Source organism: Paenibacillus sp. LHD-38 (assembly GCF_031157315.1).
GTDB lineage: Bacteria > Bacillota > Bacilli > Paenibacillales > Paenibacillaceae > Pristimantibacillus.
This window is the reverse complement of record NZ_JAVIFU010000043.1, coordinates 37,047-61,712: the sequence shown is the minus strand read 5'-3', so window position 1 is coordinate 61,712 and position 24,666 is coordinate 37,047. Positions and strand designations below refer to the sequence as shown.

Below are 24,666 nucleotides of genomic sequence, written 5' to 3'. Positions count from 1 at the left end.
CAAGAAAGCCAATAAGAAGATCGCAGCACTCATCCAAACGCAACTCCAACAATGGATGGCCAGTTTACCCAGCTACATCAAGGGCTATCTGCCTAATTTAAGCTGCGAAAGTTGAGTCAATAAGAAAAGCCAAAAATTCCTGCTCGCTTTCTTTATAGTGCGGGACGATGATTTGTTCATTCAAATATTTCGATTTTGACGCATAAGTGTTTACCTTCGAGTAATCCATGGCGACCGTGTAGATTTGACGAGAACCAAGTGCTCTTATGATGCTGAGACCAATGTAAAAATTTGAACCAAGGATAACGGCTTTATTTTTCATAAAATGACTCTCGCTTCCGCTTTGTAATGGGCTGAAATTTCATTTGTAAGAAAATGGATTGTCTACTGCATTCGACAGAATCTTGGATAAACCTTTATTCCATAGTGGAAATGGTCTGTATTATTTCTTCCCTTTTTTAAACAAACAAAACGGCGCAGGAATGCTTATGATCACATTCTTGCGACGCACCCAATGCGAATGTTATTTTTTCGTGATTTTGGGTACTTCTATTTATATGCGAAGGGAGATGCTCAATCATGTCTGAATACGCGAATCAACCGTCGGAAATACCTGATGTTAATCCTGGCAACGAGCCGGAGATTGAACCGCCGGCCTCACCCGAGATTATACCCGGTCAGCCAGTCCCGGAAATCATTCCACGGACTGAACCGGAGATTAAGCCGGATGTTCTGCCGGAGGTAAGGCCGGAGATACCTCCAGAGATACCGCCCGAATAAGTCCATTAGAGATGTAACATGTCCGTACTGAGCGGTAATAAAACAAAAGACCAGATTTTCCTTTCAAGGAAAATCCGGTCTTTTTGCAATTAAGAGTAATAAAATACGAGATCCGATGAACCGGTTAGTTTTCCATTGGAAACTTCTACTAGGGTCCCCAGCGATAAATGAAAGGAATCTCCCAAAATTTGATCATAGCGGACGGTATACGTGCCATTCGGAAGATAACATTTAAATTTGCCATCCTCTACCCATGCGGAGTATTCTTTTCCCATGTTATAGAACAGTACATAACCGCCAGCCAGCGATTTTCCTTCATTCGTGGTCACAGTGCCTTGAATATTAATAACTGGCTTAGACCATTGCAGATTCGTTGCGTTTGTCCGCTACTTACGGAAAAAGCAAGATTAACCTCGAAGTGCTGACGGATCGTGCTGTCATAATAGCTGCTCCACTTATAATTCCCGTCAGGTAAATAAAAGGAGAATGCGCCGCCTGGTGCCGCTTGCACGCTGCAGTCATCATCTTCGGCTGAGCAAATATCAAGGTTTCCATAGCCTGCTTTGGACTCTCCTAGGATTTGGCCCTTAACATTTGGAGGGTGCGCGAGGATATTCAGCGAAGAGGCATTCCCGCTCTCATCGATCGTAAACGAGTGATAGATATCGTAAGCGGTCTTATCCTCATCTTTAATATCAGCATCATTGAAGTTGCAATTGCCCGGCTCAAGAAAGCCGAGATAGCCAATCCCATTGCGGATGTTTACATAAATGGCACCATGCGAGGAATTAAAGCTCACTGCAGTTTTGGCGATCGGATTGCCTGCCGGATCAAGCAGCGTAATCTTGAACCCGAGCTGGGATGGCGTCAGCTTGTAAAATACGGTTTGCCCCGACGAGAGCTCAAAGGGCTCCTGTACATTCACCGTCTGGCTTCTTCCGGAATAGGAGTCCCAATAGCCTTTGAATCGATAGGTTTTGGGAGCGGTGTTAAGACGATAAAAACCATTGCGTATAGGTGCCTCGTATGTGACTTGGTCAGCTACATCCTCTATTAACAGGGTGCCTTGCTGGACAGCTTGGCCGTCTATGTTTTCAACATAGCCATAGATGACGGCTTGGTTTCCTGCGGTGCTCAGCAGCACTTTTTTGGAAGCTGGCTGATACAGCACCTCATAGCCAAGCGCATTGCCGACAAACCGAAGCGGGACATACGTACTGCCTTTGACGATAATCGGCGGTGTGGTTACCATTACGGACTCCCCGTTAATTGTAACTAAGGTTTTGCCTGGCTCCATAATGATTTGGGCATCAGCCCGGTCAATGATAATCTTTTTTTCTGAAAAATCCACTTTGGCGTGCAAATACTCCATTGCCGCTCGAATGGGAATAAAGACGGTACCATCTTTCAGGAAAGGAGTGACCGCTACTTTTGTACCGTTCAAATAAAGGGTAAGCTTAGGTGTGATGTTCCCCGTCTGACTGGCCTCGACCTGGGGCGCTAGCGTGAAAAATAAGCAGATAAACAGTAACCATTTCAACGATTTCATAAAAACACCCTCGCTATTTACTATATATTCCACCTAACATTATCATTCGGATATCCATATTTACCAAGATATAAATATTTGTTTGGATATCGCGCTTTGCCTCAATAAATGAAAAAGGAATACCAGGCGGTACTGAGCAGCGAGAATGGAATGGCTGATGCCAAAAATCGGAAAAACATGGACTTGCTCGTCACATTAGGAAAGAGAATGTCTTATTTATTGACTTATTTGTATAAACAGCCGAGCAGAGTCAATAGAGCTGCTCGGCACCGCATTAGTCGAGCGCATGATATTTGATTAATTTCTATCTCTCATAACGGAGGCAAATGTAATCTTTGTCTTCCGAATGGAATGCTGTGTTGTAGTTTGTACAACAGGATTCCTCTTGAAGAGCTATTCTCTACAATACAGTGTGGTTTATGCAATAGAATCGTCAGTTATCGGCAGTTTACCGGGTAGTAGGCTATTTCTGCTGTATTTTCTGCATCGTAGCATCTTCTAGTGGGTGCCATATTAGATTCCTGCTGTACTTTCTACAATATAATTTGGTGCTAGCACCGCAAGAATGAATGCTTCATGATCTTCAGCATCATGGATGGAATAGTTTCGAATTCGATCATAAATTATGGATGCGATCGGGACGTATCCAGCTCATTTCCTGCAAGTTCAACAGCTCTTTGAATTGTTCTACTAAATGCTGTTGGAATTCTAATTGCTGCAAATATTCTTTCGTCAACAGAGTGCCTAATTGCTCAAGCTGAGCCTCATTTACGTTGAAATGCCTGAAATGCTCGATATTGCAATTAATGAATTGCTTAGCGATTGCGTCATCAAAATCCGAGGATGCTCTTATCTCTTCCGCATATTGTGCTCGCAATTCCTCACCCTCATCGTCAATGTAGAAAAGTTCAATAGGGTCCTCCACGTCAGGATGCCGCTCCTCAACAAGCTTCATCAGCATCGTTTCTTCAAGGTCGTAGGATACATCCACCTTAGCGATTACTTGGTAGCCCCATCCGTGGTCTTCGGCGTTAAAAAAATATAAAACAGGAGCCTTTTCTGAAATTTGAATAACACGTTCCGAAGCTTCGTCGCTATACTAGCGTCAGATTTTCGGACGTAAATTCACTCATTCGCAAGACTCCTTCCCGTAACCTTCTATTTTTTCCGCTAAATAACAATTTCGTGATGTGTATGCGATATAAAATAGAACAACTAAACATGTGTTCGGTAAAACTGCTAGCAAAATCGATAATATTTTTGTGAAATGTTTACATTCGTGATGCCAAATGTTCCAGATTATGGTACGATTCCCTCATATGTTCACTATAAGTGCGTTCGAACATCAATTCTGCTTTGTGAGGCGAAGACATGTATTTACGTATCAAATTCATTCTATTATCTGTGATGCTAGTGATATCTTCGATAGTTTTTAGCTACTTCGTCGTTCAAAGATACCATTCGAAAATACCTATTATTAGCCAAATGTTTACTGATAGTGCCAGAAAGTTGGGTTTGGATATGGATATCTCTCCATATGATGGATTAAAACCTGAAGATAATAATCCAAATGGTATTTACTATAAGAATCGCGTTCTTGTGTTGATGTATCATGATCTTAGTCCTGAGCCGAAGGACGCTGGCACATTGTCCGTCGCTAATTTCGAGAAGCAATTAGAGTTAATGAGAGATAATAATTTTCACTGGATTTCGATGAAGCAATACACGGATTTCATACTGCACTCCGCCCCTGTACCGGACAACGCGGTGCTCCTTACTTTTGACGATGGCTATGAATCATTTTATACGTATGCTTATCCGCTTATTAAGAAATATCAAGCCCCTGTGTCAAACTTCCTCATTGTCAATGCAATCGACAATCCGGAGTATAAAGGGATTCCGAAGGTGACCTGGGAACAGGTTGAGCTGATGCATAGAAACGGTATTGAATTTTTCAGTCATACATATGACTCGCACAAGTATGCCAAAACGGACTCCACGAGTACCGAGGAAACGGCAATGCTTGCCGGTCGGATTTACCTGAAGGACATGCAGCGGAAGGAAACGGAGGAAGAGTATAAGCTGCGTGTTACTAACGACCTTAAGCAGGCGAATGACATACTCGAGCAGAAGCTGGGAATCCAAAACAATGTGCTTGCTTTTCCTTTTGGAGGCTTCTCGGAGTCACTTCTGGACATATGCGACCAGTTAGGAATTGATGTAACGCTGACTGTAAAGATGGGTTTAAACAAGCCCGGACAAACCAACGGATTTCGATTGAATACTGGAGGTATGGCCAATGATCCGGCGCTGCAGCTATCCCTCATGAAACACGCGGAGAAGAAGCTGGGCAACATTCAATTTGATGAAGGCATAATTAAGCGTCATTATTTTACGATTAAAGCTTTGCTTGTACTAATGGTTGTCTTTGCCCTCTGGTTATGGAGCGGTTGGAGGCTGCTGGCGAAGAGAAAGCGTAAAATGAGCTTACATGGGGTGAAGGTATGGCTGGACTAATTGCGCTGACAATAAGGGGCTGCCATATGGGCAGCCTTTCTTAACTCAAGAACTATTTAATCAGCTGTTGTTTGGTATATTGGATTGTTCCTCGTTTTCATTACCTAACTGCTCCGTAGCGTCAATGATAAAGCCTGTTCGCTCATGAGCCGCGGTATCTTCATAAGCTGTTTTTGGATCTCCATCGGTTTCTACAACTATTTTTTTGTTTGGCATTATTATCCCCCCTCTTTTAGTTAGGAGTAGCATGTCCTTTGGATTTTTTATTTATCCGCTCTTGGTTGATTATATTTTGAATAACAGGCTTTCTAAAGCTAGGGAGTTGATATTACCTGTGACCCAGTTCTACTATATTGCTGCAAGCCATGAACTTCCGACGGGCTCGTTCGGACAGAAGAAAACCGCTATGACGCTAATTCATTATGTGACGCATATGAATCCTGCAGCGAAGGATCATCCCTTTATGCAAATACTGCTAGAGAAATATCCACAGAGTGATAAGCTTATGGAAATCTACGAGACGGAAGAGGATGCAGCAGGCTTATTTATAACCGGGCACATCACCAATCAAGATTCCTCACATTTGTTCCGTCACCCATTGGTGTACCAAGTGAACTCTGAAGGCGGTTCTTTCCACATTAATGACGAAATAAAACAAATTTCCCTGTCTTCCTACAAGAGCAACAAAAAATGTTTAACGGAACTATTCGATTACCTGCGTCTTCATATGGAGATAGGTGAAGAGCTAGAACTCTATTCCTGCTGGGCGCAGGGGAGGGAACGATTCTTAGAGACTCCTAAAAAGGAGCTCGATCTCGTGCTCGAGCTCTCCACATTTCGTTTGGGGAATGAGTTCGAGTGGAAGGATCGTCAGTTTATACGGGTGAAAAAGTGAGACTTACTTCAGACAATAAACGTAAAGCAATAGGCATTAGTCTCAATCACTAAAAGCCTTAGGCACATACACTATCTCGGTAAGGATTTAATTATCGGGAGGAACATTTCATGAATTATGTAGTGCAACCCGGCGATACACTTTGGTCGATCGCGTCGAGATTCGGAACTTCCGTTCAAGCAATCATGCAGGTGAACGGCCTGACGAACCCCAACTATATTTATGTCGGATTAACGCTATACATCCCTATACCCAGTCCGCCGTTTCCGCCTACCCCACCCGTACCGGATAACCTAGAACGAAGGGTAACGCGCTTGGAACGTCAAGTGGAACGGTTGACCAATGAATTTGAACGCCTTCGCAGGCGCGTGGATCGTTTGGAGCAGCAATCGTAAGGGATCCGCCGTGGCGGATCCTTTTTCTGTTTCTGGTTAACAAGAAACAATCTATTAATTTAAAAATGACGGGGGTCAATATGAAAAGAATTGTACTTATAGGTTCCGGTGGTTCAGGCAAATCAACTTTGGCTCGCAAGCTGGGCGGGATTTTATCAATTGAAGTTTATCATCTGGATGCAATCTTTTGGAAACCAGGCTGGATTAGTACGCCAAAATACGAGCAAAAAGATGTTCAAGAGGAGCTCGTAAGTCATAACAGTTGGATTATCGACGGCAATTATGGGGGTACTATAGACATCAGGTTACAGGCGGCTGACACGATCATATTTTTTGATCTGTCGAGGTGGATCTGCATTGTACGCGTGTTGAAGAGAAGATTCCAATACCGTAACAAGAAGAGAACGGATATGGCCGAAGGCTGCGAAGAAAGGGTCAGTCTGGAATTTTTGAAGTGGGTCTGGGAATACCCTGAAAAACAAAAGCCAAAGATCTTGGAGAAGCTACGAAGGTTATCGAATGAAAAGAACATAATCATTTTAAAGTCTCCGAAAGACGTTCGAGAGTTTGTAGCAAATGTGGAATTGTTGAAGTAACTATTACTGCTTTTGTCATGAGTATTTTTATAATAATGGTTACATAGGTGTATAGAAGAGTAAAACTAGATAAGTAGACCGAAGCTGCCGGCACGATCGGCAGCTTCATTGCGTTTATAGGAAGATTAATACAAATTGGGGGCTGCAATTCGTCCATTCGGAGCTATTGCGGTTATGCGTCGAAAGCAAGAGGTCTTACACGCGCGGCAGCGGAGGGCATTTTTTGTTGACATAATTATATGATAGGGGTTATCATTCTCAAAGTGCTGATAATAATTATCATCGAAAATAAGGATAGAGAGAATGAGAGGGGTCATTTTACAAATGGTTGCAGGAAAGAGAAAATCAATGGTTCTACTGGCAGCGGCAATCATGCTGCTCTTGTCCACCGCCCTTGCAGGCTGTTCCAATGGAGGCAATGCGCCGGAGCAAAAGAATGCTGAGACAAGCGAAACGTCAGCAGAGAAAGTCGTTACCCTATCTTGGCCGCGTGATATCGGGCCTATGAATCCGCATGTGTACAATCCGTCGCAGCTCATTGGACAATCGATGATCTTCGAGCCTTTGGTCAATTACGGAAAAGGCGGCAAGCTGGAGCCTGCATTGGCCGAGTCTTGGACGATTTCCGAGGACGGCAAGGAATATACATTTAAAATCCGGGAAGGCGTAAAGTTCTCCGATGGTTCTGCTTTTAACGCAACGATCGTTAAGAAGAACTTCGATGCTATCATGAAAAATGTTGACAATCATAGCTGGCTCGGCTTTATCGCTCTTCTTGAGAAGACCGAAGCAGTGGACGAATATACATTTAAGATGAATTTGAGAGAAGCCTACTATCCGACGATCCAGGAACTGTCTGTCGTACGTCCTGTCCGCTTTCTTGGAGAGGCCGGATTCCCTGATGACGGTGACACATCGAAAGGCGTGAAAGCCTCGATCGGTACAGGTCCATGGATGCTGAGCGATTATAAAACGGACGAATATGCGACATTCACTCGTAACCCGAACTATTGGGGCGAGCAGCCGAAGGTCGACAAAATCGTCATCAAGATCATTCCAGACGGTGATACGCGCGTACTGGCTTTCGAAAAAGGCGAGCTCGACCTGATTTATGGTGAAGGAATCATCAGCCTGGATGCATACAAGCAGCTTGAGGCGACCGGCGAATATGAGACCAAACTTTCCGAACCAGTTGCAACGAGACAGTTGATACTGAATACGGCTAATGCAGCATTAGCAGACTTGAACGTGCGTCTTGCACTGCAGGCGGGCTTTAACAAACAGGCGATGGTCGACGGCGTTACGTCGGGATTCGAAGAGAAGGCCGATAATTTATTGTCCACTAACCTGCCTTATACGAATATTACCGTTACACCTATTCCTTACGACGTAGAGAAAGCCAAGTCCTATCTGGATGAAGCAGGCTGGAAGCTGCCCGAGGGCAAAACGGTTCGTGAGAAGGATGGCAAACCGCTTGAACTTGAGCTGATCTATGAGAAAGCCGAGCAAATTCAAAAGCCGATGGCCGAGACGTTACAGGCCGAATGGGCCGCAATCGGCATTAAGCTGAACATTACCGGTCTTGATCTGACCGAGCAAATTAAACGGTTCCGCGCAAATGACTTTGACCTAAACTTCTTCAGCAACTATGGTTCGCCATATGATCCGCACTCCTTTATCCAGATTACGGCTGAGAAGGGCTTTGGCATTGCGGAAGCTCTGGCTAAACTGCCGATGAAGGCACAGCTCGACCAGCAAATTCATGATGCGCTCGGCTCGACGGACGAGAAGAAGCGCGAAGAGCTGTACGGTTCCATTTTGACGACACTTCAAGAGCAGGCAGCGATCGTTCCGATCTCCTATGTGAAGAAAATGGTCGTTGCCAACAAAAAACTGGGCGGTGTTGAATTCCCGGAAAATCGGGATGCCAATGCATTCTCTAGTCTGCAGATTAACGAGTAATTGTCAGGGAGGCCATTATGGGCAGCTTTATTGGAAAACGGCTGCTTGCAGTCATACCACTCTTTTTCTTTGCGACGCTGCTGGCGTTTATCTTAGTCCATCTCTCGCCGGTCGATCCGGCCGAAGCCTATCTGGTAGCGGCACATATTCATCCGACCGACGAGATTCTCGAGCAGAAAAGACATGAGTTCGGCTTGGACCAGCCGCTTCCCGTTCAATACGCCCAATTCCTGATGAAGATGTGCCGACTTGAGTTCGGCACATCTTATCTTACGAATGAGCCGGTCTGGGATGAGATAGCCATGCGTATCCCTGCCACACTTAAACTGGCGTTTGGCAGCATAGTTTTAGCCGTAATCATTAGCGTTCCAATCGGTTTCATCTCGGCTATGTATAAGAACGGCATTGTCGACCATATAAGCAGGCTTATTGCTTTTTTTGGAGCATCGATACCTCAGTTTTGGCTGGGGTACTTGCTCATTTTCTTTTTCTCCGTCAAGCTGGATCTTCTGCCTGTACAGGGGACCGGTACGTGGCTGCATCTCCTGCTGCCTTCGTTCACATTGGCAATGGGGTTGATCGCCATTTATTCCCGTCTGTTGCGAACGACTGTCCTGGAGCAATTGGAGGAGCCTTATGTGTTGTATGCGAGAACAAGAGGCATGAAAGAGCGGGTCATTCTGGGCAAGCATGTGCTAAGAATTGCGATTTCGCCCATGTTGACAGGACTCGGGATGAACATGGGCAAATTGCTCGGCGGTACGATCATCGTAGAGGAAGTGTTCTCCTGGCCGGGCTTCGGGAGGTACTTCATTGAAGCTATCTTTAATCGGGATATTCCGGTTATTCAATGCTATGTGCTCCTTTCGGCTTGTTTGTTCATCGTCTGCAACTTGATCGTAGATCTTCTGCAAATGGTGCTCGATCCTCGCATATCCAGGGAAGGGGGGGCTAAGCAATGATAGCGACCATACGAGCCGGCATCAGAAGCCCCCAAATCGCAATAGCTTGTTCGGTTGTTTTGTTGGTGCTGTTTCTGCTGACGATTTTTGCGCCTTGGATCGCGCCGCATGATCCCATACAGGTGAACCTGGCGCTTAAGCTAAATCCGCCTTCATGGGAGTATCCGCTGGGCACAGATCATCTGGGACGCTGTACGCTGTCTCGTCTGTTATACGGGGCACGTGTTTCGCTTGGATTTGCTTCTCTCATTTTCATTTCATCGCTTGGGATCGGGCTGCTTATCGGAACCCTGTCGGGGTACATTGGCGGATGGATGGATTATGTTCTCATGCGTTTTTGCGAAGGTGTCATGGCTTTCCCGACACTCGTGCTTGTGCTTGGTTTGGTCGGCGTTTTCGGTCCAGGCCTTGCGCAGGTCGTGCTGGCAATGGTGCTCGTGCAGTGGGTATATTATGCCCGTATGTTCCGGGGGTTGGTAATTAGTTTGAAGGAGCGAAACTTTATTGCCGCAGCACGGATCAGCGGATCCTCGCGGTGGAATATCATTCGGAGGCATATCATTCCGAACGTGCTTCCGCCGATTGTTGTTATGGGGACGCTGGAAATCGGCTGGGCCATTATGGACATCGCGGCACTTTCCTTTCTAGGGCTTGGCATACAGCCTCCATCGCCTGAGTGGGGCTCTATGATTCATGAAGGAAAAGCTTATATTCGAAGTAACCCGGAACTTATGATGTACCCGGGGCTTCTCATTTTGCTTGTTGTTGTCATGTTTAATCTACTTGGTGAAGCGTTGTCGGAACGGCTTGGCGTCAAGAAGCGTTTTGGGAAGGACGGAGAGCTTTAATGGTTCAATCGGAGCCTGTATTGGAAGTAAACGGACTGAAGGTGCAAACGAAAACGCCAGATGACATCGCTTCTCTCGTCCATGGGATCAGTTTCGAGCTGCAGCCTGGCCGGGTGCTTGGCCTTGTAGGCGAGAGCGGCAGCGGAAAGACCGTGACAAGTCTTGCGCTGCTCCAACTCCTTGATCGGAAACAAACGAGCGTTGGGGGAAGTATTCGACTGAATGGAACCGAATTGATTGGCATGAAGCCTAATGCCATGCAATCTATTCGCGGGAAAGAAATTGGGCTTATTATGCAAAATCCGATGAATGCGTTCTCGCCTGTCGCTACGATTGGTTCTCAATTCGTTGAGACAATTCGAACGCATTCCCGCATGACCAGGAGTGAAGCGGCAAAGCTGGCCATCGCCTCGATGGAGGATGTCCGCTTGCCGAATCCCGCTGAGTTGATGCGGCGATACCCGTTTCAACTGAGCGGGGGGATGCTGCAGCGTGTGATGATCGCTATTTCCATGTGCTTGAAGCCTGCGGTTATCATCGCGGATGAGCCAACGACAGCGCTGGATGCAACGAATCAACTGCAGGTTCTGAGACAGCTGGACCGGCTGCGCCAAAACCAAGGCACCGCGGTTTTGTTGATCTCTCACGATTTGGGTGTTATTGCGGAACTTGCCGATGATGTGATCGTTATGCAGCACGGGCAGATTGTCGAAAGGTCGGATGTGTATACGCTGTTCGATCATCCGAAGCATGAGTACACGAAGCAGCTTCTGCAGGCACGGCCAAATTTGAAGTCAAGTGTGCCTGAGCCATTAACGGAGCTTGTACACGCATGAGCCAGCAGATACAAAAGCAGTTACAGATGGACGTGGAGGATCGTCCCTTTGGAACGAATGCCATTCGGATTTATATCGTTTCCTTGTTGTTTTATACGGCGAGCCACACTTTGCTTGTGCTTCTTCCGCTTCACGCGCACAAGCTTGGAGCGAGCCCGTCACAAATTGGTCTGATTATGGGCGCGTACATGTTTACCTCAATGTTTTTGCGGCCGGTAGCCGGAAAAATTGTCGATAAACTGGGTACCAGACGGGTATTTACTGCTGCGTTGCTTTTGCATACAGTTGTTGTCTCGCTATATCTGATCGACGAATTAGCGGTGTTTGCTGCCCTGCGTATGGCACAGGGTGTTATTCTCTCCTTCGTCTCTATGGTGCTGCATCTGATGATCGTGGAGGCGCTGCCGGAGAAGAGCAGGGGACAAGGGATGTCGCTTTTCTCACTCTCCTCCATGCTGCCTTATACGTACGGCCCCTTTCTGGTTATTTATTTCGCGGATCGCGTACCGATGTTCTATCTCTTCGGTGCGCTCATCCCGCTTGCATTGCTGACGCTGGTTGTCGGGATGACCATCAAGCTTCCGGAACGCATCATGAACGCTCAGCCGGGAACGGATGGGGCGGCGGATGAAAAGCCGTACAGAGCGTGGGCCGATCCCAAGCTGCTGCATCCTTCGATGATCATGCTCCTTGCTTCCGTAATCATCGGAACAGTAGCTTCTTTTCTGCCTCTTTATTTGCAGCAGAAGAGTATGCCTTACGCCGGACTGTTTTTCTTGACCGAGACGATTGTTCTGGTATCGCTGCGTTTCATAGGACGCAAGAAGATTCCGACAAACGGATATTTTCCAACCCGCATGATCGCGCTCTTCGTTCTGCTCATCACGGTATCAGCGACGCTGATCCGGTTTGGCGGATCGCCGGTTCTACTGGTGCTTGCTGCCATTTGCAGCGGTTGCGCATTGTCAATGCTGTATCCGACTCTGGTGACCTATGTAACGTTTATCGTGCCTGAACGTGCCCGGGGCAAGGGGCTGGGGCTGTTTATTGCAGCAGCTGATTTCGGCACGTCTGTCGGCACAATGGTTCTTAGTTTCATCGCGGATAGCTATTCGTATCGAGTTATGTTCTCGAGCTGTATCGGGATCGGGCTAGCAGCTTTTCTGCTTGTCCTGCTGGCATCAAGAAGACAGGAGAGGATTGGATGAGTCTTTTACAGGTTGAGGATATCTCTCATGCGTACCGTTCATCCAAACGGCTGTGGGGGTCAGGAGGTCTAACGACCGTGCTTTCACATGTGTCATTTGAGATTGAACGCGGTCAATGCCTGGGTTTGCTCGGAACGAGCGGAGCAGGCAAAAGTACACTGGGCAAGGTTATTCTTGGCTTGGAACAGCCGCGCCAGGGGCGGATTATCTTCCAGGGCCATGACCTGTACAACGCAGATTCACAAGCAACAAGGCAGCTTCGCAGGGATTTGCAGGTGGTGTTTCAAGATTGTTATTCCTCGGTTAATCCGCGAATGACGGCTGAGCAGATCATCGCAGAGCCGCTGAATAATTACGGGAAACTCACCCGGGACGAACGGAAAAGACGGGTCGGAGAATTGCTGGAGGCAGTCGGGTTAAAGGCAGAAGATATGCGGAAATACCCGCATACATTCAGCGGCGGCCAGCTCCAGCGTATTAATATCGCGCGGGCAATCGCCTTGAAGCCGAAGCTGATCGTATTGGACGAAGCTGTCAGCAGCCTGGATACGGTGAATCAAACCCGGATCCTGAGTCTGCTTAGTGAATTGAAAGCGACGCTGGGCCTTTCGTATCTGTTTATTACGCATGATATAAAGGCGGCCCATGTGATTTCGGATTCACTGGCTGTAATGGACAAAGGACAGATCGTGGAGCTGTGCAGCGATAAATCTAAGCTTGCAGCATCCGCGCATCCCGCGGTACGCGAGTTATTTGATTCCGTCCTGTCTGAGCATCCTAGGGATCGTGTGTTGAGAAGAGAGGGCGACAGTCTTCTTACTGTGAGCAGAAAATAAAGTATTAGACTGGATGTCTTTATTCCACGCGATTTATCGAATTGTCATACCGTCAGACTCCATAAAATAAGTTTTAGACTGAACTCAGAAATTGAAACAGCGACAGCCAAGGACAAGAAAATAAAGTCCTAGTCTGTCGCTGTTTCATGGAACTAACGTTATCCGTTAGCTTAATCGTTTGTGGAATACCTGCCTAGTTCTCTTATCTACATCTCCTTCGAAATAATGAGTAATAACTTTCCTTTCAAACGAGAAAGCAGCATCTGGAGCAATTGAACCAATTAAAAAACCTCTCTTGTTGTTTACATCAAGGCTAGAAGCGACCAACTCACCAATTATTAAATGCATTAACCGAGAACCCATAGAACCACTCCTCGTTCCACATTTTACTGCGTTATTTAAGTTACAACTATCATGTCCGTTAGCTTAACCAATTTTTAGTTTTGAACAAATTCAGCAGATACAATGGTATTGTTCCAATCCACATTTATTGTGTATGAGCCAGGCTCCAATATCGAAAATATCTTTATATCTGTATAATCCTGACCAGGCTCCAAATCTAGGTAGTCTTTTATTGGAACCCCACCTTTGTCTACTGCTTTGTTGTCTTTTAACAACTTATAACTTGCTCCGCCAATAACAGTCACTTTTTTTTCACTTTGATTTTTGAAAGTATAAGTTATTTTAGTATCGGTACCTAAGTTTTCCACCTTAACGGACCGACTAAATCAGATTGATTTGTATTACTGTTTGAATCTGATGGTTTATTTGTAGAAGTATTTGCGGCTGATGGTTCAGTGTGTATTGGTTCTGACTCAGTATTTGACTTTGTACAGCCTGCAAAAATCATGCACACTACTAAAACTAACATTATGATAAAGCTATTCATTTTCATCATTAATATCAACTCGTTATAATCAGACGAACACGTTCATGAATAGGTTGCTAATTCTAAGAACTAGTCACTATTCAGCTAACCTGCCCGTTAGTTTAACTTTTTCAAAGCTCACTCCCCCTTTTGTTACTAGCAGCTGTCTTCACTTGCTTAGAGACTAAAAAAAACACCTTCTAACGAAAAGTATTATATAAAACCAGAATGGTAACAGCACGTTGCTAGGAGGGAGAAATTTATGACTATCCAACTCGCTGAATATATTAATCACTCAGCTCAAAATAATCCCAATATAATTTCTATTATGGCCGAAATGATCGCAACTATGGAGAATGACGCCAAACTCAAAAAAGAAATTCTTTTTACAGTTGATGAAATCAGTATGGAGATTTCCAGAAAAGATAAACTCTGTTATGACGTAGTGAATGCTACTCGTAATAACGGTGACTATTACAAAGCTAAGATGCTATGGAAACAATTTAGAAATGAAGTAGAGCATGCCCTAGGAGAATTGTATAAGCGAATTCAATGGACAAGATACCCTGACGAGTGGAGTGAGACATATGAGCTCCTAAAGCGTCGAGCAGCTTTACATGATGATGAGGTGGAAAGATTAGAGCGGCAAGAGTTATTGATCGTCTAGTCAGTTCTATAAATTGGAACAGACAAATAACGCACCTCTTATCACACTCATGTAATACCACATATTGGAACTATCCTGCCCAATAGTCCAATGAAAAACAGCTGCCGATTGATTGCCGGCAGCTGTCTTATTGTTGTGCTAATGTACCCGTTAGCTTAATCAACCACCCACATTAAAGATGTCGTATAACTTACTGTTAAATTTATCGAATTCCTTTAACAATTCCTTGTGGTTTTTGGAGTACTTACTTTGAACGTAAAATCTGTTACAAGTATACAGTAAAATACCTACTAATTCTTTGGAAACCATGTCATCATTTCTTATTGAGCTTTTATAAGAATCAAGATAAGAGTGAAGTAACTCAATTGCGTTACTGTATTCACCTTGATTACCCCTTAGTTGCAATACTAGATCTTTACATACATCTTTCAATCTCATTTCTAGTTCATTCCCCAAAATAAGACCTCCTAAAAAAATTCTGGGTAGAAGAAGCTTTGCTTTCCCTCTAATCCATGTTAGGTTTTTTTGTTTTTACTAATATTACCACGTTACAAAGAAGAGAGATATCTCTGACTGATACCACGCTAACCTGCCCGTTAGTTGAGAAGACGGCAGCCACATACCCGGCTGCCGTCTCTTCGTAATTATTTATTGATCTATCGTTCTCCGTTAGTTGAACGAAGGTTGTTAAGAATTGGCTGACAGCTCCACTGTACTTACCCAATACTTGCGAAATCAGTTGTCGGGAGCATGTACTTTAGTCGACTCATCCTTGTTTTCAATGGTTCTAAAACTTCCGTTTATGATACGGAAGACCCTCGCCTTCTTCGCAATATTGCTTAAGACTATATAGAAAAATAGCCCAGTTATAATTACATACGCGATAAAATGCGGTCACTTCCTCCCAATTCATCTGACGAAAAATGATTGAAGTCTTCCCGTTTTTTTCCTCGATATCAAAGGAAATAGTCGTACCTATCCATTCTGGATCTGAATCAACACACTGCCACAAAATCTTTTTATCGGTAACAAGCTCATCAACTCGCATCTTTGTTAAGCCTTTGCCACCGAATCGGAACTCATTTGTAAAACCTATCTGATCATTGACTATTAGTTCATTTGTCCATATTTCTGAAAGCCCTTTTGCAGTGGTTAATGCTTCATATACCTTTGAAGCGGGAACATTCACAGTCTGTAAGTGCTCGATATTTGCCATATTGCTCATTCCCCTTCGTTGTAAGGATTTAATCGCTTCGGGTCCAATTCCCCGCAGCTTGCTGCGTTGAACTAACTCGATGTGAAGAAGATACCTCGCAGCTTGCTGCGAGGAGATTCATTTTTGTAGTTAGTCCCTTGTTTGTCACCGTGATGCATATATTCAGAATTTTTAAATCTCCCTTTAATATACCATGGTACAGTTGATGTAATTTCTTATCGATTGCTATGTTTCTGTTGAGAAATCTGACGCATTCCTAAACTATCCTGCCCGTTAGTTGAGCGAAGGGCTACCACGCGTCAGCCATTCGGCATTGAACTATGGTTCCCCGATAATTCAATCTAACGGAATGACATTAATATAAATGCTAAAATAATGAGCAAACCGAAGAGTATACTGCCTAAACCCTTCAGGAAGGTAGTCGTATGATGTAAGAAAGCCATTTCAAACAGTAAAAAAATTCTAATGTCCTCTCCATTCTCAACAGCTTTTCTCTCCTCTTTAATTAAGCTGAATACAGAAGCAACATAAGATACCCCAAAGATAACCAATGCCAAGCCTATAATCAAAATAAGTACATCATTCATCTAAATAGTCCCCCCCTAGTGAAATATTTACAATTAACCTTTCCCTTTATAGATTCGCGTTATACTGCCCGTTAGCTTAATGAAGCATCGTCAGTCTAATACTTTAATTTCTCAGTCTAGAACTTTAATTTCTTCTGACACTTTCTCCATAGACCCTTTATTAAAATTTTTTTATCCAATCAAAAACAAGCAACCAATGGCCAGTAGAAAGCGTCTAACTTCCGGTAGGGTAGAAAACTTGCAAAATGATAGGGGAACCGGAATATATGAAAATAAGAAAATGGTCTATTTTGCTGCTTCTTGCGGTTATTTGCCTGAGTGCAGCTGCGCCTGTCGGCCAAGCGGCCGAGGCTGCGGGCATTCGCATTATTTTGAATGGAAAGGTGATCGAGAGTGAGGTAGCGCCGTACATTCTCCCGAAGGTCAATATAACGATGGTTCCGCTTCGGGTCATCAGCGAGGAGCTGAAGGCGAGCGTGACTTGGAGCTCTGCCGAGCGGCGGGTTACGATTAAAAGCAGCGGGAATAAGACGATTACGATGGATAGCGGAAGCACTGCGGCGATTGTTAATGGCGAAAGCGTTAAGCTGGATGCCTCTGTCCAGGTAAAAGCGGGAAGGGCTATGGTACCGCTGCGCTTTGTCAGCGAACAGCTCGGCCTCACGGTCAATTGGAGCCAAAGCAATAAGACTATTACGCTGCTGTCAGGCGGAATCACACCGCCGGCTCCAGACCCGGATCCGAATGGGGACCCTGAAGAAACTGAGGAGCTGCGCGGGGCATGGGTGTCGACGGTGTACAATTTGGATTGGCCTTCTTCAGCCTCCTACTTAAATGAAGTGAAGCAGATGGGTGAATTCGTAAGCCTGCTCGATGATTTGCAGAGTATGGGAATGAATGCGGTATTCGTTCAGGTACGCCCGGCAGGCGATGCTTTTTACCCGTCCGATCTCGTTCCGTGGTCGAAGTATTTGTCAGGCGTTCAGGGCTTGGCGCCGTCTTATGATCCGCTTGCTTTTATGATTGAAGAAGCTCATAAGCGGAACATGGAGTTTCATGCCTGGTTCAATCCATTTCGGGCAAGCGTAGACAACAAAACCGATCAGCTTGCTGCTAACCATGTGACGAAGCAGCACCCGGATTGGATCGTGAATGCAGGCGGCAAGCTGTATATCAATCCCGGCATTCCGGAGGCTCGCCAGCATATTATAGATACCATTATGGAGGTTGTGAACGGGTATGCAGTTGACGGTGTCCATTTAGATGATTATTTCTATCCATCGAATATCGTGTTTGCCGACGATTCGGCTTTCCAAGCCTATAACCCTGCTAAAATTGCAGCAAAAGCAGATTGGCGGCGCAGCAATATTAATGAGTTCGTACGTCAGCTGGGGGAATCGATTCATAAGGCTAATCCGAAGGTGAAATATGGAATCAGTCCATTCGGGGTGTGGCGAAATAAGGCAGTAGACAAGACCGGCTCCGATACCAAAGCCAGCATCACGGCTTACGACGATATGTATGCAGATGTTCGGACGTGGATTCAGCGGGGATGGGTTGATTATATTACGCCTCAGATTTATTGGAGTTTATCCTTTACTGCTGCACGTTACGATAAACTAGTAGATTGGTGGGCGCAGGAAGTTAAAGGTACGGATGTAGACCTATATATCGGACATTCACCTTATAAGCTGGGAACAAAGGAAGCGGGCTGGCAAAGCGCTCAGGAGATGATTAATCAGCTAAAATACAATAAAAAATATGCAGAAATCAAAGGCGACGTATTTTTTAGCGCGAAGGACCTTCGGAAAAACACATTGGGAATCATGGATGAGCTGCGTACTTATTATTCTGAATAAAGGTTTACCAACAAACAGATATGAAGCAGGCCATAATCGATAAAATAAGCTGAAAATAAACGAGGCCGTTCCACATTTTGCGTGGAACAGCCTCGTTTTTTATAGGGGGAAATCTTATTAGAAGGGATCGCTTCTTGCTTCTTCCTTATCCTCATTAAACCAAAGCGGATCATCATTATCGACCTCGCCGTTATAGTTAATAAGAATCTCGTCCCCTGCGGCGATGGCCGTATGGGCAAAAAAGTCGACGGTATGATTATCGAAATTCAAATCATAATAAGCATTAGGTGTGTAGGAATGGTTAAACAGCATGCCGTATCCAAGCAGGATAGCCGTGTGATTAGCGCCATATTCAAATACGTAATCCGCGAGAATGGTTTTCTCTATGTGTTCATGCTCTTCGTTCGGGAAGGGAATGACGGGTGCTTCATGGATCAAATCGCCTTTTGCTATATCGTGTGTCGCAAATACCCCTCTATTTAACTCTCCATCGCTGAGCGTAGAAGTTTTTACCTCAATCATGTTCGTCACCTGCGCGTTCTTTAGTCTAAGGAGCTGTATGTCCTGTAAGAATATTGCTCACCTTAGGTAATATATCAATATAAAGAGGAAATAGCCAGCAACGAAAACAGATTGCTTCCGTCCGGCCGTTAATTTCTATCGAATCATTCAGGAATATGGAAACCAATTGTAAGGCTTCTTCGTCTAGAGGATGAGGTGATGATCATGTCCAATAAAATGTTGCTTTTTGTTCTTTGCTGGATCATTCTGCTAAGCACAGCTGCTGCCGCCAAGCCTGAGGGCGTCTTCGCGTGCTCTTGCGCTTATAGAATAACTTCGGAGTCAGCCATAAAGGAGGAGCTAAAACGAAAGACTGCGATCTTTGCTGGTACAGTCACCAAGATAACGAAGCGCAGCCAGACCGGAAGCGTTTCCAGCGACGAGCTGGTCCCCATAAACCTCGATGTGACGACGGTATGGAAGGGGGATTTGGAGCAGCAGCTGGTCGTTTATACGGCAAGAAGCTCGGTGAGCTGCGGGTATGAACACTTTCAAGTAGGCAAAGCATATCTGGTTTCTGCGTACGAAAGCGATGGAAAACTGCTGACGGGGGTTTGTGATTTAACCGACTCGATGCCTTTGACTAAAGCAGAACTCAATGTGCTGGGGGACGGTTATGCGCCAAAGCCTCTTAACAATAGCGAGTTACCTTCAAGCGTATCTAACACACAGGAGCAGAATGTTCCCGTACAACCAAAAGGAGAAGAACCTGCAATAGGAATTGGCACAAGTACAAATACAAATACGTCACCGCTGAACGGCGCCGTTGTGCTCATTATTATCTCCGCCGTTACTTTGCTGCTCATCAGGCGGCGAAGAAAACCTTGAATCAAATAAGGCTGGTAGCTCGTTTTGAGCTTGCCGGTCTTTCTTTTGGCTTGAATAATAACTCTTAAGTCACTGTTTAGCATGAATAATAAGGTGTTTAAATGAGAAACCATAATCTAATCGGCGATCTCTTATTTACAATGGTGAAATCTATGGCAAAATGAGAATGGCGGAACGCAGCTTACAAGCATGCGTCGAGCTCAGAGCAAAGTTTTTAGGGGGAGCCACATGTACAAGCTGCTGCTCGTCGATGACGAGCCGGAAGTTACGGAAGGTTTAATGGTAGAGATCGATTGGACAAGCTGCGGCTTCACAGAGGTGAAGACAGCTGGGAACGGCAAGGAAGCGATGGAGCTTTTTGAAAAAATGGAGCCTGACGTGCTCATTACCGATATTAGTATGCCTTATATGAACGGCCTTGAGCTCTCGGAATGGGTAAGGAAAACGTACCCGATTACCCGTATCGTTATTTTGTCCGGCCACGATGAATTTGAATACGCGAAGCAGGCGATCCATCTGCAGGTGGAGGCTTATGTTTTGAAACCGTTCTCAGCAGGGCAGCTGACCGATACGATCGTGGAAGTGGCAAAGCGAATGGATGAGGAGCGGGAGCAGAGGGGGAATATTGAGCTGCTGGAGGAGCATTACCGCACAAGCCTGCCCATTGTTCGCGAGAAGTTTCTGTCTTCCTTAATTACGCGTAAGCAGCCGCATAAGGAGATTGCTTTAAAAGCCATAAAATACGGCATGCAGCTCGAAGGCGAAGGTTACGTCGTATCAATTATTGCCGTTAACCATTCGGATAATCAGAATGAGGCAGCTTCGGAGACGCCCTCTATATCGCTGGCAGAATCATCCGATTTGGATTTAAAGCTGTTTTCCGTTAGCAACGTAGCAAGTGAAATCTGGGCCCGGCATGAGCTTGGCAAAGTTTTTATCCATCAGGACCAGGTCGTATTGTTCACGGTAAGCCCACATTCCGATCAGGAGAAAATGATGGAGCAAACGCAGGATGCATTAAAGGAAATTTTGCAAAGCATCGAGAAGTTTTTGCGCTTTCCGGTCATGATCGGCGTGGGGACGTTTACGAAGGATATTGATAACCTGAAATATGCGTATGAGGCTGCGGCAGTAGCGCTGGATTACCGGCGCATACTCGGCAATAATCTAATCATTTGCATTGATGATATGGAAAATCTCTCTCATGAGAAGCTCCTGTTCGATGAATGGAAGGAGCAAAGCTTAATTCGCGCCGTAAAGCTGGGAACGGAGAAGGAGCTTGAAGAGGTCATTGACGGGCTGTTTGACGAGATTGCGCGCGTGCAGGCACCGGTGCATGAATACCAGCACTATTTGCTTGAAATGGTCACGGCGATTATTAAAATGACGAAGGTGTTTGACAGCGATACCGAAGAAATTTTCGGAGGAGGATTCGGCATCCTAAATCAGTATCAGAAGCTGAACAGCGTACAGGAGACGCGCGCGTGGTTCGGTGAAATGTGCGCGAAAGTGCGCAGCCGCATCGCAAGCCAAAGGCAGCATACTTATAAACAAATTGTAGAGGATGCGATCAGCTACACCAAGAGCCATTTCCACGAAAGCGATTTATCGATCGCCAAGGTATGCGGGCAGCTGCATATTAGCGCGGGGTATTTCAGCGGTTTATTCAAAAAGGAGCTGAAGCTGACGTTTGGCGCCTATTTGCTGCAGCTTCGAATGGAAGCAGCCAAAGAGCTGCTGCGGACAACGGAGCTGAAGGCTTTCGAGATTGCCGATAAGGTCGGCTTCGCGGATCCGAATTATTTTAGCCTGAGCTTTAAAAAATATGCCGGCGTATCGGCGAAAGAATATAGAAGCGGCTTGACGGAGCAGGAGAAGTGATGCAGCGCAGAAGCATACAGTTTATTTTGACGGTGTCCTTCACCTTGTTCTCGATTTTCATTATTTTGATTGTCAGCGTCGTGTTGTACGGCCGGTTCTCGGCAACGGCTAAAGAAAATGCATTTCGCAATTCGCAGCAAATTGTAGATCAGGTCAGCTACAATCTGGAAAACTACGTAGAGGTCACTTCCGACCTGTTCAATATGATGCATCATGCACTCGGCCAGAGCAATGATGTGAAATCCGATATGATGCGTCAGCAGTTGGAATCGATGATGTCGACACGGACCGATACCGTTTCGCTCGTCTTGTTTGACGATAAGGGGCAGCTGCTGCTCGATTTGCCGAATGTGGAATTAAAGGAAACGCTGCAAATTACAGAGGAAGGCTGGTTCCGAAGCGCACTCGATACGGCCGGCCATTTGTCGATCTCGCTGCCCCATGTGCAAAATTTCTACAAGCAGCAATACCGGTGGGTCGTGTCGATCAGCAAGAGCATCACGGTGTGGCATAACGGCAAGCAGGTGGATGGCGTTTTGCTGATGGATGTGAACTTTAATACGATCGACGAACTTTCGGAGCGGATCAGCTTGGGACAGAAAGGGTACGTATACATGCTGGATGAGTCGGCCGGCAACATCGTGTATCATCCGCAGCTTGAACTTATTTATGCAAATCTAAAGGATGAGAACGTAGAGCTTGCGCTTAAGCATACCTATGGCAGCTTTATTGATGAATCCGCAGAGGAAGCAAAAATGATAAGCGTGCAAACGATCGGCAACGTCGGTTGGAAGGTTGTGGGCGTATCCTACATGGACGAGGCGATGACGACAAGCTGGGAGCTGAACCGGTCGATGTCCAAGCTGCTCATCGCTTTAGGACTCATTGTATTCTTATTGTCGAGCATGGTGGCCCGGCGGATTTCGAGACCGATCAAGCGGCTTGAGCTGTCCATGAAAAGCGTGGAGCGCGGCGATTTCGATAAGACGGTCAGCGGCGAGGGGCCGCTTGAAATCAAGCATCTAGCGGATCGTTTTAACATTATGATCGGCACGATCAAGCAATTGATGAACCGAATCGTAACGGAGCAGGAGAGTAAGCGGAAGTATGAGCTGGAGGCGCTGCAGGCGCAAATTAATCCGCATTTTCTGTACAATACGTTAAATACAGTCGTGCGGATGGTCGGCATGAACAAGAACGAAGAAGTTATTACAACGATTACCGCGTTGTCTAAGCTGTTCCGGATCAGTATTGGAAAAGGGAAGAGTTTAATAACGATTGACGATGAAATGGAGCATGCACGAAACTATTTAGTTATCCAACAAATGCGCTTCAAAAATAAATTCGAATATTCCTTTGATTTGCAGCAGGAGGCGCTGTCTCATTCGACTTTGAAGTTAATCGTACAGCCGCTGATCGAGAATGCGCTCGTGCATGGAATCGAGCCCTCGGTCGATAAAGGCCATATTGCCGTATCGGCAAAGCTTGAAGGCAGTGAGATTGTCATTCAAATCAAGGATAACGGGCTGGGGATGCCGGAGGAGCGGCTGCAAAAAATCTTATCGGGAACGGTCGTTAGCTCTAAAGGATCGGGCGTAGGCGTCATGAACGTACAGGAGAGAATCCGACTTTATTTCGGCGATGCTTACGGGCTTCATTTTGAAAGCGAGCTGGAAGTCGGTACAACGGTGACGATCCGTTTCCCTGCTCTAATGCCTGAACAAATAGAGGAAGGGGAGCGGCCCTGATGGTTAAGCATAAAGGAATCATACTGAGCTGGCTGCTCCTCATTGCGGCTGGCTGGTTGCTGTATTCTGCCCTTAATCCCGGCTCTGCACAGCCGAAGCAGGAGGAAACGGGAAAGACGATCCAGCTTATTCTCCGCTCAAGCAAAGGAAACTATTGGCAAAACGTGACGATGGGAGCGCAGGCAGCCGTGAAGGAATTTGGCATTAATCTTCATATATCGGCACCTGCGGACGAAGGGGATATTGATACACAACTCCAAACGGCGATTCAGTCGCTGGAGACGAAGCCCGATGCGATCGTGCTGGGGGCTAATGCGGATTCCGCTTTCGAGCCGTTTCTAATCGAAGCTGCCAAGCGCGATATCCCCGTTATCGCGATTGACAGCCTGCTGACGTCGGGAGAAATTGCTTCTTATATCGGCATGGACAATTATATGGCAGGAAAACGAGCGATGCGAGAGATGTCCGAGCAGCTTGGGGGGGAAGGCGCTGTCGTAATTGCAGCTTATAGCAAAGGCGGCATTAATGGAGGCCTCCGGGAGAAGGGGATCCGTGATGCCGTTAAGCAGTATCCAGGGATCCGGATCGTAGACAGTCAATTTTGCTCGGATGAATACGGGGCTTGCCAGCAAGCGGTTCGTCAGATGATGGACAAGCAGCAGATAGACGGAGTGATGTCGCTCAATACGGAAACTTCGATCGGCGCTGCACTGGAGCTCAAGCGCAGGCAAGCCGGCGAGCGGATTAAGCTGGTCGGCTTCGACAGCTCGCCGGAGCTGCTCGAGCTGCTGCAGGAAAATCAGCTGCAGACATTAATTGTACAAAATCCGTTCAGCATGGGTTATCTGAGCGTCAAGCATGCGCTGGAGGCTGCGCAAGGAAAGGCCGTACCTGAGCGCGTAGAGATGAGTATGGAGCTCATTACGGAGGAAAATATGTTTTGGCTAAAAAATCAGAAGCTTTTATTCCCTGTTGTGCAATAAGGAAAAATAGAATGGGAAACAGATGAGGATATTAATAAAAATGATGAGGATATTACATGTGATTCCCTCGTGAATTACGACATA

27 protein-coding genes are annotated in these 24,666 nt (G+C 45.8%); 17 read left to right on the top strand and 10 right to left on the bottom strand.

Annotated elements, in window-relative coordinates; translation table 11 throughout:
• Nucleotides 1–579: 579 nt before the first annotated feature.
• Complete coding sequence (locus RCO25_RS26840) at nt 580–780, top strand: hypothetical protein (protein ID WP_308999147.1); 201 nt, start codon at nt 580–582, stop codon at nt 778–780.
• Between the two features lie 89 nt (nt 781–869).
• Here RCO25_RS26840 and RCO25_RS26835 read toward each other — a convergent pair whose 3' ends face one another.
• From RCO25_RS26835 to RCO25_RS26825, 3 genes are all read right to left on the bottom strand, one after another.
• Nucleotides 870–1,109 carry a hypothetical protein gene (locus RCO25_RS26835; protein ID WP_308999146.1) on the bottom strand — a complete coding sequence of 80 codons (240 nt, stop codon included), beginning with the start codon at nt 1,107–1,109 and terminating at the stop codon, nt 870–872.
• Nucleotides 1,106–2,329 carry a copper amine oxidase N-terminal domain-containing protein gene (locus RCO25_RS26830; RefSeq protein WP_308999145.1) on the bottom strand — a complete coding sequence of 408 codons (1,224 nt, stop codon included), beginning with the start codon at nt 2,327–2,329 and terminating at the stop codon, nt 1,106–1,108. Before RCO25_RS26830 ends, RCO25_RS26835 begins: the two co-directional genes overlap by 4 nt.
• Nucleotides 2,330–2,945: 616 nt before the next feature.
• Complete coding sequence (locus RCO25_RS26825) at nt 2,946–3,320, bottom strand: hypothetical protein (protein ID WP_308999144.1); 375 nt, start codon at nt 3,318–3,320, stop codon at nt 2,946–2,948.
• A gap of 530 nt (nt 3,321–3,850) precedes the next feature.
• Here RCO25_RS26825 and RCO25_RS26820 point away from each other — a divergent pair.
• Nucleotides 3,851–4,846 carry a polysaccharide deacetylase family protein gene (locus RCO25_RS26820; RefSeq protein WP_308999143.1) on the top strand — a complete coding sequence of 332 codons (996 nt, stop codon included), beginning with the start codon at nt 3,851–3,853 and terminating at the stop codon, nt 4,844–4,846.
• Between the two features lie 60 nt (nt 4,847–4,906).
• Here the strand turns inward: RCO25_RS26820 and RCO25_RS26815 are convergent, their stop codons facing one another.
• Nucleotides 4,907–5,062 (bottom strand): hypothetical protein, encoded by a 156-nt coding sequence (locus RCO25_RS26815; protein ID WP_308999142.1) that lies wholly within the window; start codon nt 5,060–5,062, stop codon nt 4,907–4,909.
• Nucleotides 5,063–5,180: 118 nt separating this feature from the next.
• On the opposite strand from RCO25_RS26815, the gene RCO25_RS26810 reads away from it, so the two are divergent.
• The 9 genes from RCO25_RS26810 to nikE all read left to right on the top strand — a co-directional run bounded on the left by RCO25_RS26810 (nt 5,181) and on the right by nikE (nt 13,384).
• Nucleotides 5,181–5,741: a hypothetical protein gene (locus RCO25_RS26810; protein WP_308999141.1), complete on the top strand. Its 561-nt coding sequence runs from the start codon at nt 5,181–5,183 to the stop codon at nt 5,739–5,741.
• Between the two features lie 110 nt (nt 5,742–5,851).
• Nucleotides 5,852–6,136, top strand: a complete 285-nt coding sequence (locus RCO25_RS26805) for a LysM peptidoglycan-binding domain-containing protein (RefSeq protein WP_308999140.1) — start codon at nt 5,852–5,854, stop codon at nt 6,134–6,136.
• 80 nt (nt 6,137–6,216) lie between these two features.
• Nucleotides 6,217–6,732: a DNA topology modulation protein gene (locus tag RCO25_RS26800; protein ID WP_308999139.1), complete on the top strand. Its 516-nt coding sequence runs from the start codon at nt 6,217–6,219 to the stop codon at nt 6,730–6,732.
• 324 nt (nt 6,733–7,056) lie between these two features.
• The gene (gene nikA, locus RCO25_RS26795; RefSeq protein WP_308999138.1) at nt 7,057–8,694 is read left to right on the top strand and encodes a nickel ABC transporter substrate-binding protein; all 1,638 of its coding nucleotides are present in this window, start codon (nt 7,057–7,059) and stop codon (nt 8,692–8,694) included.
• 17 nt (nt 8,695–8,711) lie between these two features.
• The gene (nikB, locus tag RCO25_RS26790; protein ID WP_308999137.1) at nt 8,712–9,656 is read left to right on the top strand and encodes a nickel ABC transporter permease subunit NikB; all 945 of its coding nucleotides are present in this window, start codon (nt 8,712–8,714) and stop codon (nt 9,654–9,656) included.
• Nucleotides 9,653–10,504 (top strand): nickel ABC transporter permease subunit NikC, encoded by an 852-nt coding sequence (nikC, locus tag RCO25_RS26785; RefSeq protein WP_308999136.1) that lies wholly within the window; start codon nt 9,653–9,655, stop codon nt 10,502–10,504. Before nikB ends, nikC begins: the two co-directional genes overlap by 4 nt.
• Complete coding sequence (locus RCO25_RS26780) at nt 10,504–11,340, top strand: ABC transporter ATP-binding protein (RefSeq protein WP_308999135.1); 837 nt, start codon at nt 10,504–10,506, stop codon at nt 11,338–11,340. The genes nikC and RCO25_RS26780 overlap by 1 nt, the downstream gene beginning before the upstream one ends.
• Nucleotides 11,337–12,548 carry a staphylopine family metallophore export MFS transporter CntE gene (gene cntE / locus RCO25_RS26775; RefSeq protein WP_308999134.1) on the top strand — a complete coding sequence of 404 codons (1,212 nt, stop codon included), beginning with the start codon at nt 11,337–11,339 and terminating at the stop codon, nt 12,546–12,548. The genes RCO25_RS26780 and cntE overlap by 4 nt, the downstream gene beginning before the upstream one ends.
• Nucleotides 12,545–13,384 (top strand): nickel import ATP-binding protein NikE, encoded by an 840-nt coding sequence (gene nikE, locus RCO25_RS26770; RefSeq protein ID WP_308999133.1) that lies wholly within the window; start codon nt 12,545–12,547, stop codon nt 13,382–13,384. The genes cntE and nikE overlap by 4 nt, the downstream gene beginning before the upstream one ends.
• A gap of 165 nt (nt 13,385–13,549) precedes the next feature.
• On the opposite strand, the gene RCO25_RS26765 is transcribed toward nikE, so the two are convergent.
• Together RCO25_RS26765 and RCO25_RS26760 are read right to left on the bottom strand one after the other, a co-directional pair.
• Nucleotides 13,550–13,747, bottom strand: coding sequence for a hypothetical protein (locus RCO25_RS26765; protein WP_308999132.1), 198 nt, complete (start codon nt 13,745–13,747; stop codon nt 13,550–13,552).
• Nucleotides 13,748–13,821: 74 nt separating this feature from the next.
• Nucleotides 13,822–14,094, bottom strand: a complete 273-nt coding sequence (locus RCO25_RS26760) for a hypothetical protein (RefSeq protein ID WP_308999131.1) — start codon at nt 14,092–14,094, stop codon at nt 13,822–13,824.
• Between the two features lie 420 nt (nt 14,095–14,514).
• On the opposite strand from RCO25_RS26760, the gene RCO25_RS26755 reads away from it, so the two are divergent.
• Entirely contained in the window at nt 14,515–14,919 is a 405-nt protein-coding gene (locus tag RCO25_RS26755; RefSeq protein ID WP_308999130.1) for a hypothetical protein, read from the top strand.
• Nucleotides 14,920–15,078: 159 nt separating this feature from the next.
• Here the strand turns inward: RCO25_RS26755 and RCO25_RS26750 are convergent, their stop codons facing one another.
• From RCO25_RS26750 to RCO25_RS26740, 3 genes are all read right to left on the bottom strand, one after another.
• Nucleotides 15,079–15,375, bottom strand: coding sequence for a hypothetical protein (locus tag RCO25_RS26750; protein ID WP_308999129.1), 297 nt, complete (start codon nt 15,373–15,375; stop codon nt 15,079–15,081).
• A gap of 331 nt (nt 15,376–15,706) precedes the next feature.
• Nucleotides 15,707–16,135: an SRPBCC family protein gene (locus tag RCO25_RS26745; RefSeq protein WP_308999128.1), complete on the bottom strand. Its 429-nt coding sequence runs from the start codon at nt 16,133–16,135 to the stop codon at nt 15,707–15,709.
• Between the two features lie 341 nt (nt 16,136–16,476).
• Nucleotides 16,477–16,722, bottom strand: a complete 246-nt coding sequence (locus tag RCO25_RS26740; protein ID WP_308999127.1) for a hypothetical protein — start codon at nt 16,720–16,722, stop codon at nt 16,477–16,479.
• A 266-nt stretch (nt 16,723–16,988) separates the two neighbouring features.
• Between RCO25_RS26740 and RCO25_RS26735 the strand changes: the two genes are divergently transcribed.
• Nucleotides 16,989–18,581 carry a family 10 glycosylhydrolase gene (locus tag RCO25_RS26735; RefSeq protein ID WP_308999126.1) on the top strand — a complete coding sequence of 531 codons (1,593 nt, stop codon included), beginning with the start codon at nt 16,989–16,991 and terminating at the stop codon, nt 18,579–18,581.
• A gap of 117 nt (nt 18,582–18,698) precedes the next feature.
• Here RCO25_RS26735 and RCO25_RS26730 read toward each other — a convergent pair whose 3' ends face one another.
• Complete coding sequence (locus RCO25_RS26730; protein WP_308999125.1) at nt 18,699–19,103, bottom strand: SET domain-containing protein; 405 nt, start codon at nt 19,101–19,103, stop codon at nt 18,699–18,701.
• Nucleotides 19,104–19,307: 204 nt separating this feature from the next.
• Here RCO25_RS26730 and RCO25_RS26725 point away from each other — a divergent pair, with 204 nt between their 5' ends.
• The 4 genes from RCO25_RS26725 (at nt 19,308) to RCO25_RS26710 (ending at nt 24,582) form a co-directional block, all read left to right on the top strand.
• Complete coding sequence (locus RCO25_RS26725; RefSeq protein WP_308999124.1) at nt 19,308–19,970, top strand: hypothetical protein; 663 nt, start codon at nt 19,308–19,310, stop codon at nt 19,968–19,970.
• A 228-nt stretch (nt 19,971–20,198) separates the two neighbouring features.
• Nucleotides 20,199–21,851 carry a response regulator gene (locus RCO25_RS26720; RefSeq protein ID WP_308999123.1) on the top strand — a complete coding sequence of 551 codons (1,653 nt, stop codon included), beginning with the start codon at nt 20,199–20,201 and terminating at the stop codon, nt 21,849–21,851.
• A complete protein-coding gene (locus RCO25_RS26715) occupies nt 21,851–23,599 on the top strand; it encodes a cache domain-containing sensor histidine kinase (protein ID WP_308999122.1) in 1,749 nt (582 codons plus the stop codon). Before RCO25_RS26720 ends, RCO25_RS26715 begins: the two co-directional genes overlap by 1 nt.
• The gene (locus RCO25_RS26710; protein WP_308999121.1) at nt 23,599–24,582 is read left to right on the top strand and encodes a substrate-binding domain-containing protein; all 984 of its coding nucleotides are present in this window, start codon (nt 23,599–23,601) and stop codon (nt 24,580–24,582) included. The genes RCO25_RS26715 and RCO25_RS26710 overlap by 1 nt, the downstream gene beginning before the upstream one ends.
• Nucleotides 24,583–24,666: the final 84 nt, after the last annotated feature.